This is a genomic window from Mycolicibacterium lacusdiani, assembly GCF_021916785.1.
In the GTDB taxonomy this organism is placed as follows: domain Bacteria; phylum Actinomycetota; class Actinomycetes; order Mycobacteriales; family Mycobacteriaceae; genus Mycobacterium; species Mycobacterium lacusdiani.
Map to the genome: position 1 here is coordinate 86,552 of NZ_JAKCFC010000003.1, position 12,175 is coordinate 98,726.

The following is a 12,175-nucleotide window of genomic DNA, read 5'->3' on the forward strand; positions in this document are numbered from 1 at the left end:
CCTCGGCTAGAACGACCCGGAAACTCAGCCAGCGCTCTCGGGCGTCACGATCGTCGTGGTGATGGGCGCCTCGGCGCCCTCTTCCACCTCGACCTCTACCTCACCCTCCGGAGCAGGGGGCACGGTCGTCCTCGGCGCAGGTGGGATCGAACTGGTCGCCACGCGGGTCGGTGACGCCGGTGCCTGACTGACCGGCGCCTGACTGACCGGAGCCTGCGGCGACGGAGCCTCGGCCACCGGCTGACGCGTCGTCGTCGTGGTCACCGTGGTTGGGACCGTCGTGGTCACCGTGGTCGGGACCACCGTGGTCGCGGGCGGCGGTGCCTGAACGATCGTGCTCGGCGTCGGGATCGGCGTCGTTGGCGTCGGGATCGGAGTCGTCGGCGTCGGGATCGGCGTGCTCGGCGTCGGGATCGGCGTGCTCGGCGTCGGGATCGGCGTGCTCGGCGTCGGGATCGGCGTGGTCGGCGTCGGTTCGCCAGACGACGGTGACGTCGAGGTGTCCGACGGTGACGTCGTCGTCGTGCTGGCCCCTGGAACGTCACTGACCGACGTCGTGGTCTCGGTGGTCGACGTCGTGTCGGTCACGACCGGCACCGGCAGCAGCGTGAGCGGCGACTCCGGGAGAACCGGCTGCGGCTCGCCCGCGGGCGGCAGCGTGGCTGCCGGATCCTGCTCGACGACCTTGTAGGACAGGGCGTTGAACTGTTCGATCAGGTCGTGCTTGCGCTCGACCTCGTCGACGCTCTGCACGGTGGTCGACAGGGCGACGAGCTTGTCCTGGGCCTGGTCCCACTGCCCCTGCTCGACGAGCTGCTGCACCTGCGCCAGCTCCTGCTGAGCGGCCAGTGCGACCTGGTCGTCGCGGGTGACCTGCTGCTCACCGAAGATCATGTCGCGCATGCCGTAGAGCGCGTCGCCGGGGCCTGCGCCATAGACGGCGGCACCGAAGCCGCCGATGCACAGGACTGCTGCCGCTGCCGAACCGACGATCGACAGCGTGAATCGGTTGGCGTGGCGCGGTCGCTGCGCGGACTGCAGTGCCATCGCGGCGTCGTCCTCGGTGACCACGGCGAACAGCGGCGTCTCGCGGACGCCGTCGCGCCAGTCGGCGAGCAGGTACGCCAGCTCTGCGTCGCCTGGGTCAGTGGAGTAGACCGGCTGATTGGTGCTGAGCGCCTCGACGAAGCGGTCGGCGCGGTTGATGTCGTTGAGTGAGGAATCGCCGCCGTTGGACGTCCATCGACCGAAATCAGGCATGGTCGGGTCCCGTCGCCACGATCTCGTTCTTGAGCCGCGCGAGCGCGCGGTGCTGTGCCACGCGGACGGCACCGGCGGTGCTACCCACGGCCTCGGCGGTCTCCTCGGCACTCATGCCGACGACCACTCGGAGGATGATGATTTCACGTTGCTTCTCCGGCAATATCTCGAGCAGCTTCTTCATTCGCGCCGCCGACTCGGAGTCGATGGCCAGCTGTTCGGGGCCGGCCGCGGTGGACGCTCGTTCCGGCAGGGCGTCGGTGGCGTCACTCTTGTTGCGCCCAGCGGCGCGGTGGGCGTCAGCAACCTTGTGTGCGGCGATGCCATAGACGAAGGCCAGGAACGGTCGTCCCTGATCCCTATAGCGCGGCAGCGCCGTGATGGCGGCCAAGCACACCTCCTGAGCCACGTCGTCGGCTGAGAGACCGCTACGGTCCGCGGTTCCGATCCTCGCTCGCACATACCGGACGATGATCGGGCGGATGATCTCCAGCACCTTTCGGAGCGCATCTCGATCACCGGCAACCGCTTGACCGACGACAGCATCGAGACCTTCTCCCGAAAATGTCATCGTGCGCGATCTCTCCAGCGTTACGGATGGGGCATGCCCCAGCAGATGTGTCAGGTAAAGACTAATGATCCGTCTCAGTAGGGCGGAATCAGCGGACCGACCACGCGCCGCCCCTGCGACGTACGGTAGCGGCGGCATCCTCGCGAAGCGCAGCGATCTCCGCCGGGCCAAGAGCCGCGCTGCCGACATCGGCGAGCAGGCACGCCAATGCCCAGCTCAGGGGCACCAAGCCGAGTTCACGGGCCATGCTCAGAGCTGAATCCGCCACGGCCCGGCAGGCCTCGACATCGCCCGAGCAACACAGGGCGGCGGCACGCACCACCTCGGACTTCACGGCGTGTCGCGCCGAGCCCATGGCCGCCGCCAGGCCGGCCGCGCGCTCGGCGTGGTCGACGGCGGACGACGCCCGTCCGGTGGCCATGGCGAGTTCGGCCGACACCCACTCGAACCGCACGCCGATGCGCTCCGAGGTGTCCCCGCCGTGGCGCGCCCGCCGCAGCAGGTCGGACGACAACGCGAACCGTCCCACGCCGAGCGCGTCGGCGGCGAGACCGATCAGGGCGTCGGCGCCGGCATCGGCATCGTTTCCCGCGGTGGCCCAGGCGCGGCCGTCCCACACCCGAGCGGCGGCGTGCCCGCCCAGCTGCCTGGTGAACGAGGCACGTGTGCTGTGAGCGAGTGAGGCAAACGTCGCGCCGTCGGCCATCATGGCGAGGCTCTCCAGGTCGGCCAACGCTGCGGCGTAGCGGCCCTGACCGCCGGCGGCGACCGCCCGGTGCCACGCCTGCGCGGCGGTGGTGGGGACGGGCAGCGGCCATGCCCCTGGCTCGCCCCCGAAGGCGGCGCGGGCCAACCGCGAGGCCGGATCGATCATCGGAGATGACGCTACCAACCGCGAAAACCGTGGACCACGAGAACCCGGTACCGCCGGGCACGCATTAATTCGTGTAGCGAATTCAACAATGGTTAACAGTTCGTGGTGGCCATGTTAATTCCACGTCAACTGCCTTTTCAGAGGTAGTCATAAGCGCCGCAAGGCCGTTCGATGCGAGCTGCGGAAATACCACGGATCGCCGCTACGCGCCGGTTCTACCAGCACAGCCTTCGTTGCGAGGAGGTCTTGACTATGAACGTGACGTAAATTCCCGAGCAGGGGTAAAGCCCCTGAGCAACCGCTCACCCTATTGACTCGTTTTCCTCAGCCCTTCTACGTTGTGCTCACGAGAAAGTCATCGGCGACTTGGACTCGGTTAGTTCACGACTCACGCGGCACGTCTTCCGCGGGAATCGCAGAGAGGGGTAACCCAATGCCACAGCCACAGCAGCTGCCCGGGCCCAACGCCGATATCTGGGACTGGCAAATGGACGGTCTTTGCCGGGGCGTCGATTCCTCGATGTTCTTCCATCCGGACGGCGAGCGCGGCCGCGCTCGCTCGCAGCGCGAGATGCGCGCCAAGGAAATGTGCCGCAGCTGCCCGGTCATCACGCAGTGCCGCAGCCACGCCCTCGCCGTCGGCGAGCCCTACGGCATCTGGGGCGGGCTGAGCGAGTCCGAGCGGGAGATGCTCCTGAAGCGAGGGATCCGCCGCTCGGCCTGACCCGAACCCACGACCATCGCAAAGGCCCCCACCCGGAAAGGTGGGGGCCTTTCGCGTCGTCGATGCGTGGTACCGCGCCGACGGTCCCACCTCGAGCCAGCGGCCAGGCACTACACAACGAGGACACCCCCGGTCCGCGTGGACCGGGGGTGTCTCTTGGTGCATTCGCTACCTAGTGGGAGTGGCCGTGGTGGCCGTGCCCGGCGTGCTCGTCTTCCTCGACCGGCTTCTCGACGATCGCGGTCTCGGTGGTGAGCACCATGCGGGCCACCGACGCGGCGTTGAGCACCGCGGAGCGGGTGACCTTGACCGGGTCGACGATGCCGTCGGCCAGCAGGTCGCCGTACTCCAGGGTCGCGGCGTTGAAGCCTTGGCCCGCAGGCAGTTCGGAGACCTTGTTGACCACGACGGAGCCGTCGAGGCCGGCGTTCGTGGCGATCCAGAACAGCGGCGCGGACAACGCGGAGGAGAACACGTCGACGCCCAGCGCCTCGTCACCGCTGACCGACGCGCGCAGGTCCTTCAGCGCCGATCGAGCCTGTACGAGCGCAGCGCCGCCGCCCGTCACGATGCCCTCTTCCACGGCGGCCTTGGCCGCGGCGACCGCGTCCTCGACCGCTTCCTTGCGCTTCTTCAGGTCGGTCTCGGTGGCGGCGCCGACCTTGATGACGGCAACGCCGCCGGCCAGCTTCGCCAGACGCTCCTCGAGCTTCTCGCGGTCCCAGTCCGAGTCGGTGGACTCGATCTCGGCGCGCAGCTGCGACTTGCGACCCTCGATGGCGTCGTCGGCGCCACCGCCGTCGACGATGACCGTGCTGTCCTTGTTGACCACGACGCGGCGGGCGGTGCCCAGCACGTCGAGTCCGGCCTCGCGCAGCAGCAGCCCCACGTCGGGGTTGACCACCTGGCCACCGGTGACGACCGCGAGGTCGTCGAGGAACGCCTTGCGGCGGTCACCGAAGAACGGCGCCTTCACGGCGACGGCCTTGAGGGTCTTGCGGATGGCGTTGACCACCAGGGTCGAGAGCGCTTCGCCCTCGACGTCCTCCGCGATGATCAACAGCGGCTTGCCTGCCTCGGCGACCTTCTCCAGCAGCGGCAGCAGGTCGGGCAGCGAGCTGACCTTGTCGCGGTGCAGCAGCACCAGCGCGTCCTCGAGCACCGCTTCTTGCGAATCGAAGTCGGTGATGAAGTAGGCGGAGATGAAGCCCTTGTCGAAGCCGACGCCCTCGGTGACCTCGAGTTCGGTGCTCACCGTCGACGACTCCTCGATGGTGACCACGCCGTCGGTGCCGACCCGGGTCATGGCCTCGCCGACCAGCTCGCCGACCTCGGCGTCACGCGAGGAGACCGTGGCGACCTGGGCGATGGCGCCCTTGTCGCTGACGGGCGTTGCCGCGGCCAGCAGGGCCTCGGACACGGCGTCGGCCGCCTTGGAGATGCCCGCGCCGACCGCGATCGGGTTGGCGCCCGCCGCGACGTTGCGCAGTCCGGCCTTGACGATCGCCTGAGCCAGCACGGTCGCCGTCGTGGTGCCGTCACCGGCGACGTCGTTGGTCTTGGTGGCGACCGACTTGACCAGCTGGGCGCCGAGGTTCTCGAACGGGTCCTCGAGGTCGATCTCGCGGGCGATGGTGACGCCGTCGTTGGTGACGGTCGGGCCGCCCCAGGCCTTGGCCAGCACCACGTTGCGACCGCGCGGGCCGAGCGTGACGCGTACCGCGTCGGCGAGCTTGTCGACGCCCGCCTCCATCGCCCGGCGCGCAGTCTCGTTGAATTCGATCTGCTTGCTCATGAATGTTCTTCCTGCTGATGTGATTTCCCGGCGCGCTAGCCGCCAGTTGAACGCATACCGCCCCGGACATCACCCGTACGACGGGGATCTCCGGGGCGGGACACGGGTGCTTACTTGTTGACGACTGCCAGCACGTCGCGCGCCGAGAGGATCAGGTACTCCTCGCCGCCGTACTTGATCTCCGTGCCGCCGTACTTGCTGTAGATGACGGTGTCGCCCTCGGCGACGTCCAGAGGAATGCGCTTCTCGCCATCCTCGTCCCAGCGGCCGGGGCCAACTGCAACGACGGTGCCTTCTTGCGGCTTTTCCTTGGCCGTGTCGGGAATGACCAGACCGGATGCGGTCGTGGTCTCGGCCTCATTGGCCTGAACGAGGATCTTGTCCTCGAGTGGCTTGATGTTCACGCTCGCCACGATGGGGTCCTCCACTTGGTTCGGGTGTGGGTCCGGACAACCCGGACCCGATCACTAACAGGTGTTCGGCATGCGTCCGTGCCCATTGCGCCGTCGTCGCGGGAGCCAGCGCGGGCTCGGCTGCGTGCCACCTAGCACTCTATACACGCGAGTGCTAGCACTCAAGGGTGGGTTGTGCGTCGTGTGGGACGCCGCTCACGCCACCTGCCCCCTGAGCACCGGCAGGCCCGGGTCGCTGGGCACGTCGAGCGGCGACGGCGGCGCGCCCGCGGCGATGAGATGGGCGGCGAACGACGCGATCATCGCCCCGTTGTCGGTGCAGAGTCGCGGCCGTGGCACCCGCAACACGAGACCGGCTGCAGCGCAACGCTCCTCGGCGAGTTCGCGCAGCCGTGAGTTGGCCGCCACTCCCCCGGCGATCAGCAGCGTCGACACGCCGAGATCGGTGGCGGCGCGCACGGCCTTGAGCGTCAGCACGTCGGCGACCGCCTCCTGGAACCCCGCGGCCACGTCGGCGGTCGATGCGTCGGGATGGCGTTCGACGTAACGCGCGACCGCCGTCTTGAGGCCGCTGAAGCTGAACGCGTACGGCGCGTCCCTTGGGCCGGTCATGCCGCGCGGGAACGCGATCGCGTCGCGATCACCGGTGCGAGCGAGGTCGTCGAGCGGCTTGCCGCCCGGATAGCCGAGGCCGAGCAGCCGCGCCACCTTGTCGTAGGCCTCGCCTGCGGCGTCGTCGACGGTGCTGCCCAGTTCCTCGATCGGCGCGCCGAGCGAGCGGACGTGCAGCAGATGGGTGTGCCCGCCCGAGACCAGCAGCCCGATGCACTCGGGCAGCGGGCCGTGTTCGTAGACGTCGGCCGCGAGGTGACCGCCGAGGTGGTTGACCGCGTAGAACGGGACGCCCCACGCCGCGGCGTACGCCTTGGCGGCCGCCACTCCGACCAGCAGCGCGCCGGCCAGCCCGGGGCCGATCGTCGCGGCGACGACGTCGGGCCTGCGGACCCCCGCGACGTCGAGGGCCCGGCGCATCGTCGGCCCCAGCGCCTCGAGGTGCGCGCGCGAGGCGATCTCGGGGACGACGCCGCCGAAGCGCACGTGCTCCTCGACGCTGGAGGCCACCTCGTCGGCGAGCAGCGTCACGGTGCCGTCGTCGGCGAGGTCGCAGATGCCGACGCCGGTCTCGTCGCAGGAACTCTCGATGGCCAGGATGATCGTCATGACGTCTCTCTCGGGTCCCGTCGCATCGTGTACGCGTCGGCCCCGCTGACACGGTAGTACCGCTTGCGCAGTCCGACGACGTCGAACCCGACGCTCTGATACAGCTTGATCGCCGCGTCGTTGTCCGTCCGCACCTCGAGGAACACCGCGCCGCCGTCGGCGATCTGCAGCAGCATGTCGAGTAGCCGCCGCCCGATCCCCCGGCCCTGGAAGGCCGTGTCGACGCCGATGGTGTGGACCTCGTACTCGAACGGCGGTGTGCGGCCCAGCCGGGTGATCCCCGCGTATCCGACGAGCCGCCCGTCCACTCGGGCGGCGACGTAGTGGTTGTGCCGGGACTCCAGTTCGCGAATGAACGCGACGGCAGGCCACGGATCGTCGCCAGGGAACAGCTGCGCCTCCAGTTCCGCGCAGCGGTCCGCGTCACCGATGCGCAGTCCCTCGTAGACGACGTCGGCGGGCTGGTTCACCGGGTCTGCTCGCTGCGCGGCTTGGCGTCTGGCCGCCGCAGGTAGAGCGGGACCAGCGGCCCCGGAGGCGCAGCCCAGTTCACGGCGCGCACCAGACCCGACGCCGTGGGGAACGTCGGCGTCAGGCGGGGCAGGTCGAACAGCGCGGCATGGTCGGGCGAACCGGCCACCGTCAGCGCACCGGTGGGCACGTCGTCGGGCGCGGACACCCCGGGCCCGCCCACGCGTACTCCGTCGCGGTAGCGCGCCCAGTACACCTCTCGCCGCCGCGCATCCGTGACCACCAGCGCCTCGCCGAGGGTGTCGATGCCGATCGCGTCGAGGCTGCACACGCCGTAGACCGGCACGTCGAGAGCATGCGCATACGCGGCAGCCGTCGCCATGCCGACGCGCAGCCCGGTGAAGGGCCCTGGGCCGCAGCCCACCACCACCGCGTCGAGGTCGGCCATCGCCACGCCCGCATCGGCCATGGCGCCCAAGACGTTCGGAGTCAGTTGCTCGGCGTGCGCGCGGGCGTCCAGCGTGACCCGTTCGCCGAGCACCTTCACCTCCGACGCGTCGCGGCGCACCACTCCCGCGGTGACGGCGGGCGTGGCGGTGTCGATCGCCAGCACGAGGCCGCTCATCGCCCGCCCTCCCATTCGCCCGCGCCGTTCCACTGCCAGATCGCCGTGCGCACGTCGGTCTCTCCGCCACGTTCCAGGCGGATGTCGAGGTGCCGGTCGGACAGCCGCTCGGCCAGGCCCTCACCCCATTCGACCACCACGACGGCATCGTCGAGGTCGGTGTCGAGATCCAGCGAGTCGAGTTCGGCGAGCAGGTCGGCGTCCACCGAGTCGTGGCCCTCCAGCAGCCGGTACACGTCGACGTGCACCAGCGCGGGCCGCCCCGCGTCGCGGGCACGGTGCAGCCGGGCCAGCACGAACGTCGGCGAGGTCACCGCACCCTCGACGTTCATGGCCTGCGCGATTCCCTTGGCGAGCACCGTCTTTCCCGCGCCCAGCGGACCCGACAGCACCACGACGTCGCCGGCCCGAAGCCCCGCCCCCAGTCGAGCACCCAGCGCCATGGTGTCCTCGGCGGTCGCCAGTTCGGCGGTGCCACCCGACGCGGTGTCATGGGCGTTAGACACGGTTGCGCACCCGTTCGCGCAGACGTCGGGTCAGGGCGACGAGCTTGGACGGCGTGGCGCGCTCCACCAGGCGGACCAGCGCGTCGTCGACGATCTCCGGCTGCTCGAGCTGAACGAGATGCCCTGCGCCGCCGATGATCACCAGCTCGCACTTCGGCAGGCGCTCGGCCATCGCCTCGGCGTATTCGTGTGGGGTGAGCAGGTCGCGGTCGCCGCACACGACGAGCGTGGGGATCTTCGCCAGCGTCGAAAGCCCCTCGGTCTCGTCGTGCACCTCGAGTGCGTGCAGGAAGCCGACGAGCGTGGCGATCGGCGTGTCGTGCATCATCCGCTCCGAGAACGCCACGACGCTCGGGCTGATCTTCTCGTCGCCGTAGGAGGCGGCACGCAGCACCGGCCCGATGACCGATCGGGCGGCACCCCTGGTGTGATGCACGGCCTGTGGCGCGTAACGGACGGCGAACCGTGCGGCCTCCAGGGCCGGGTTGCGCAGGATCTCTCCCAGCGGGGATCGTGAGATACCCTCTGCCGCAGACGATATCAACGCCGCCCCGACGATGCGGGCACCGTAGCGCTTCGGGAACTGCCGGGCGTGCGACAGTACCGTCATGCCACCCATCGAGTGGCCGACCAGCACGATCGGCCCGCGCGGCGCCATCACCGTCAGCACGTCCTCGAGGTCCTGGCCGAGCCGGGGCACCGTGAACGTGTCGGGCGATGCGCTGCCCGACTGTCCGTGGCCACGCTGGTCGTAGAACACCATCCGCACCTGCGGGCCCCACTGCTCGGTGAGGCGCAGGCGCTGAAAGTAGAACGCGCCCATGCGCAGACAGAACCCGTGGGCGAACACGACCGTGAGCGGCGCGTCCTGCGGACCGACCTCCCTGACCGCCAGCGGCACGCCGTCGGAGGTGGTGACGATGCAGCTGCGGTCGGCATCGAGCAGTTCGAAGTCCTCGTCGCGGTGTGGGTCGTCGGCGGTGACACGGCGGGTCAGCGACTTCGCCACCGTGGACCCGGCGAGGCTGCCGACGGCGGCCAGCCCGGCCAGACCCGCCAGCCAGCTCGCGTTGCGTCGCCGGCCACGCCACCGGTCGGCCCGCGCCACCTCGCTCACCGGCTCGTCCCGCCGGTGTACACGCGGCCGACCCGACCCCGCGGGCTGGTCACCACCTCGTAGTTGATGGTGCCCAGCGTCTCGGCCCAGTCCTGGGCGGTCGGTTCCCCGTTCGCTCCGGAGCCGAACAGGATGGCGGTGTCGCCGACGCTGACGTCGATCGGACCCGGGCCCAGGTCGACGACGAACTGGTCCATGCAGACCCGGCCCACGTTGGGTCGGCAGGTGCCGTTGATCTGCACGTCGAAGCGACCGCTGAGGTTCCGGAACACGCCGTCGGCGTAGCCGAGCGGGATGAGCGCCACCGTGGTGTCGCGCTCGGCGATCCACGTGTGCCCGTAGGAGACACCGTCACCCGCCTGGATCGGCCGCACCATGGCGACCGGGCACGTGAGCGTCATCGCCGGGATCAGGCCCATGTCGCCGCGCGCCGGGATGGGGGTTTGGCCGTACACCGCGATACCGGGGCGGACCAGGTCGAAGGCGAGATCGGGCCGGGTCATCGTGGCGGGCGAGTTGGCCAGGTGCGCGATCTCGAAGTCGACGCCCGAGGCACTGGCCTGTGCCCGCAGCTGCGAGAACCGTTGCGCCTGACGGTCGTTGACCGGACTGTCCGGATCGTCGCCGCACGCCAGGTGCGACATGATCCCGCGCAGCCGGATGGCGCCTGCGGCACTCGCCCTGGCGAGCGTCGGCAGCATCTCGGTGAAGTCGTCACCGCTGGCGCCGTTGCGACTCAGGCCGGTGTCGACCTTCACCGTCACGGTGGCGGTGCGGCCGGTGCGTTCCACGGCGGTGAGCAGGTGGGCGAGCTGACGCGGCGAGGACACGGCGACCTGGACGTCGGCGGCCACCGCGGGAGCGAAGTCGGCGCCGGGAGCGTGCAGCCAGGCCAGCACCGGGCCGGTGAAGCCGTCGCGGCGCAGCGCCAGCGCCTCGTCGAGGGTGGCGACGCCTATCTCGGCGGCGCCCGCAGCGAGTGCGGCCTCCGCCACCGCGGTGGCGCCGTGCCCGTACCCGTCGGCCTTCACGACCGCCATCACCGCAGCCGAACCGGCATGGTCGCGCAGCAATCGCACGTTGTGGGCGATCGCGTCGAGGTCCACCACCACGGTGGCCGCGTGCGACGTGCTGGGGGTGAGGTCGGTGATGTGCATGATCACCGCCGATTGTCCCAGACCACGTCCGAGTGGGGCGACGACCTAGTGAGCGAAGGGCTGCACGTCGTCGAAGTGGCCGTTCGGCTTCAGTTCGTCGAGCGAGTTGAGCACGGTGATGGTGTCGTCGCGCAGCGCCCTGGCCAGGTCGGCGGAGAACCCCTCGCGGACGACGACGCGCAGCACGGTGACGTCGGTGGCGTCGTCCGGCATGGTGTAGGCGGGCACCTGCCAGCCGTAGGCGCGCAGCGCGTGCGACACGTCGAACTCGGTGTATCCGCGCTTGCCCGCCAGCCGGAAGCTGACCACCGGTATCGCGGAGCCGTCGGAGATCAACTCGAAGTGCTCGCTCTCGCGCAGCTGATCGCCGAGCCAGCGGGCGGTGTCCGACAGGCAGTGCATGACCTTCGCGTAGCCGGCGCGGCCCAGCCGGAGGAAGTTGTAGTACTGGCCCACCACCTGGTTGCCGCCCTTGGAGAAGTTCAGGGTGAACGTCGGCATGTCGCCGCCGAGGTAGTTGACCCGGAACACCAGGTCCTCGGGCAGGTGCTCGGCGCTGCGCCAGACCACGAACCCGATGCCGGGGTAGGTCAGGCCGTACTTGTGCCCGCTGACGTTGATCGACACCACACGCGGCAGCCGGAAGTCCCACACCACGTCGGGGTGCAGGAACGGAACCACGAACCCGCCGCTGGCGGCGTCCACGTGCACTGGGACGTCGACCCCACCTCCTCCAGCCAGCTCGTCGAGGGCCGCGCAGATCTCGGCGATCGGCTCGAGTTCACCGGTGTAGGTGGTGCCGAGGATCGCCACCACGCCGATGGTGTCCTCGTCGACCGCGTCGAGCACCTGCTGAGCCGTGATGACGTAGCGCCCCTCCGCCATCGGCAGGTACACCGGTTCGACGTCGAAGTAGCGGCAGAACTTCTCCCAGACCACCTGGACGTTGGACCCCATGACGAGCTTCGGACGGCGGGTGCGCCAGCCGTTCTCCCCGTCTCCGACCTTCGCCCGCCAGCGCCAGCTCATCGCCAGGCCCGCCAGCATCACGGCCTCGCTGGACCCGACCGTCGAGACGCCGATCGCCGTCGACGGGTCGTCGTCGCGCAGATCCTCGGCGTGGAACAGGTCGGCGACCATGCACACGCAGCGCTGTTCGATGGCTGCGGTCGCGGGGTACTCGTCCTTGTCGATCATGTTCTTGTCGAACGTCTCGGCCATCAACTTCTCGGCCTCGGGGTCCATCCACGTCGTCACGAAGGTCGCGAGGTTGAGCCGCGAGCTGCCGTCGAGCATCAGTTCGTCGTGGATGAACCGGTAGGCGGCCTGCGGCTCCATGGACTTCTCCGGCATCCGCAGCGACGGCACCGGCGTGGTGGAGAGCCGTCCCGTGTAGGCGGGCGCAATCGACGGCGAACGGCGGTGCCTGTGCGGCATGGGA

Annotated in this window: 13 protein-coding genes; 1 reads left to right on the forward strand and 12 read right to left on the reverse strand. The window is 69.7% G+C overall.

The window, feature by feature from the left end; translation table 11 throughout:
* Positions 1-24 precede the first annotated feature (24 nt).
* The 3 genes from LOK44_RS10105 to LOK44_RS10115 all read right to left on the reverse strand — a co-directional run bounded on the left by LOK44_RS10105 (position 25) and on the right by LOK44_RS10115 (position 2,705).
* Complete coding sequence (locus tag LOK44_RS10105; protein WP_237569878.1) at positions 25-1,260, reverse strand: anti-sigma-D factor RsdA; 1,236 nt, start codon at positions 1,258-1,260, stop codon at positions 25-27.
* Positions 1,253-1,831 (reverse strand): sigma-70 family RNA polymerase sigma factor, encoded by a 579-nt coding sequence (locus tag LOK44_RS10110; RefSeq protein WP_237569879.1) that lies wholly within the window; start codon positions 1,829-1,831, stop codon positions 1,253-1,255. Before LOK44_RS10110 ends, LOK44_RS10105 begins: the two co-directional genes overlap by 8 nt.
* Positions 1,832-1,919: 88 nt before the next feature.
* Positions 1,920-2,705, reverse strand: coding sequence for a hypothetical protein (locus tag LOK44_RS10115; protein ID WP_237569880.1), 786 nt, complete (start codon positions 2,703-2,705; stop codon positions 1,920-1,922).
* 433 nt (positions 2,706-3,138) lie between these two features.
* On the opposite strand from LOK44_RS10115, the gene LOK44_RS10120 reads away from it, so the two are divergent.
* Complete coding sequence (locus LOK44_RS10120; RefSeq protein WP_163918870.1) at positions 3,139-3,429, forward strand: WhiB family transcriptional regulator; 291 nt, start codon at positions 3,139-3,141, stop codon at positions 3,427-3,429.
* 172 nt (positions 3,430-3,601) lie between these two features.
* Here LOK44_RS10120 and groL read toward each other — a convergent pair whose 3' ends face one another.
* From groL to gad, 9 genes are all read right to left on the reverse strand, one after another.
* Positions 3,602-5,224 (reverse strand): chaperonin GroEL, encoded by a 1,623-nt coding sequence (gene groL, locus LOK44_RS10125; protein ID WP_237569881.1) that lies wholly within the window; start codon positions 5,222-5,224, stop codon positions 3,602-3,604.
* A 110-nt stretch (positions 5,225-5,334) separates the two neighbouring features.
* Complete coding sequence (gene groES / locus LOK44_RS10130; RefSeq protein ID WP_070356489.1) at positions 5,335-5,637, reverse strand: co-chaperone GroES; 303 nt, start codon at positions 5,635-5,637, stop codon at positions 5,335-5,337.
* 195 nt (positions 5,638-5,832) lie between these two features.
* Positions 5,833-6,858 (reverse strand): tRNA (adenosine(37)-N6)-threonylcarbamoyltransferase complex transferase subunit TsaD, encoded by a 1,026-nt coding sequence (gene tsaD / locus LOK44_RS10135; protein ID WP_237569882.1) that lies wholly within the window; start codon positions 6,856-6,858, stop codon positions 5,833-5,835.
* Positions 6,855-7,328 carry a ribosomal protein S18-alanine N-acetyltransferase gene (gene rimI / locus LOK44_RS10140; RefSeq protein WP_237569883.1) on the reverse strand — a complete coding sequence of 158 codons (474 nt, stop codon included), beginning with the start codon at positions 7,326-7,328 and terminating at the stop codon, positions 6,855-6,857. Before rimI ends, tsaD begins: the two co-directional genes overlap by 4 nt.
* Positions 7,325-7,954, reverse strand: a complete 630-nt coding sequence (tsaB, locus tag LOK44_RS10145; protein ID WP_237569884.1) for a tRNA (adenosine(37)-N6)-threonylcarbamoyltransferase complex dimerization subunit type 1 TsaB — start codon at positions 7,952-7,954, stop codon at positions 7,325-7,327. Before tsaB ends, rimI begins: the two co-directional genes overlap by 4 nt.
* Complete coding sequence (gene tsaE, locus LOK44_RS10150) at positions 7,951-8,460, reverse strand: tRNA (adenosine(37)-N6)-threonylcarbamoyltransferase complex ATPase subunit type 1 TsaE (protein ID WP_308192729.1); 510 nt, start codon at positions 8,458-8,460, stop codon at positions 7,951-7,953. The genes tsaB and tsaE overlap by 4 nt, the downstream gene beginning before the upstream one ends.
* Positions 8,453-9,577: an alpha/beta fold hydrolase gene (locus LOK44_RS10155; RefSeq protein ID WP_237569885.1), complete on the reverse strand. Its 1,125-nt coding sequence runs from the start codon at positions 9,575-9,577 to the stop codon at positions 8,453-8,455. The genes tsaE and LOK44_RS10155 overlap by 8 nt, the downstream gene beginning before the upstream one ends.
* Complete coding sequence (alr, locus tag LOK44_RS10160) at positions 9,574-10,734, reverse strand: alanine racemase (RefSeq protein WP_237569886.1); 1,161 nt, start codon at positions 10,732-10,734, stop codon at positions 9,574-9,576. The genes LOK44_RS10155 and alr overlap by 4 nt, the downstream gene beginning before the upstream one ends.
* Before the next feature lie 45 nt (positions 10,735-10,779).
* A complete protein-coding gene (gad, locus tag LOK44_RS10165) occupies positions 10,780-12,171 on the reverse strand; it encodes a glutamate decarboxylase (RefSeq protein WP_237569887.1) in 1,392 nt (463 codons plus the stop codon).
* Positions 12,172-12,175: the final 4 nt, after the last annotated feature.

What these genes read in the sequence shown, in the direction of transcription:
- LOK44_RS10105 (WP_237569878.1), bottom strand. Translation starts at nt 1,260, where the DNA reads ATGCCTGATTTCGGTCGATGGACGTCCAACGGCGGCGATTCCTCACTC.
- LOK44_RS10110 (WP_237569879.1), bottom strand. Translation starts at nt 1,831, where the DNA reads ATGACATTTTCGGGAGAAGGTCTCGATGCTGTCGTCGGTCAAGCGGTT.
- LOK44_RS10115 (WP_237569880.1), bottom strand. Translation starts at nt 2,705, where the DNA reads ATGATCGATCCGGCCTCGCGGTTGGCCCGCGCCGCCTTCGGGGGCGAG.
- LOK44_RS10120 (WP_163918870.1), top strand. Translation starts at nt 3,139, where the DNA reads ATGCCACAGCCACAGCAGCTGCCCGGGCCCAACGCCGATATCTGGGAC.
- groL (WP_237569881.1), bottom strand. Translation starts at nt 5,224, where the DNA reads ATGAGCAAGCAGATCGAATTCAACGAGACTGCGCGCCGGGCGATGGAG.
- tsaD (WP_237569882.1), bottom strand. Translation starts at nt 6,858, where the DNA reads ATGACGATCATCCTGGCCATCGAGAGTTCCTGCGACGAGACCGGCGTC.
- tsaB (WP_237569884.1), bottom strand. Translation starts at nt 7,954, where the DNA reads ATGAGCGGCCTCGTGCTGGCGATCGACACCGCCACGCCCGCCGTCACC.
- alr (WP_237569886.1), bottom strand. Translation starts at nt 10,734, where the DNA reads ATGCACATCACCGACCTCACCCCCAGCACGTCGCACGCGGCCACCGTG.
- gad (WP_237569887.1), bottom strand. Translation starts at nt 12,171, where the DNA reads ATGCCGCACAGGCACCGCCGTTCGCCGTCGATTGCGCCCGCCTACACG.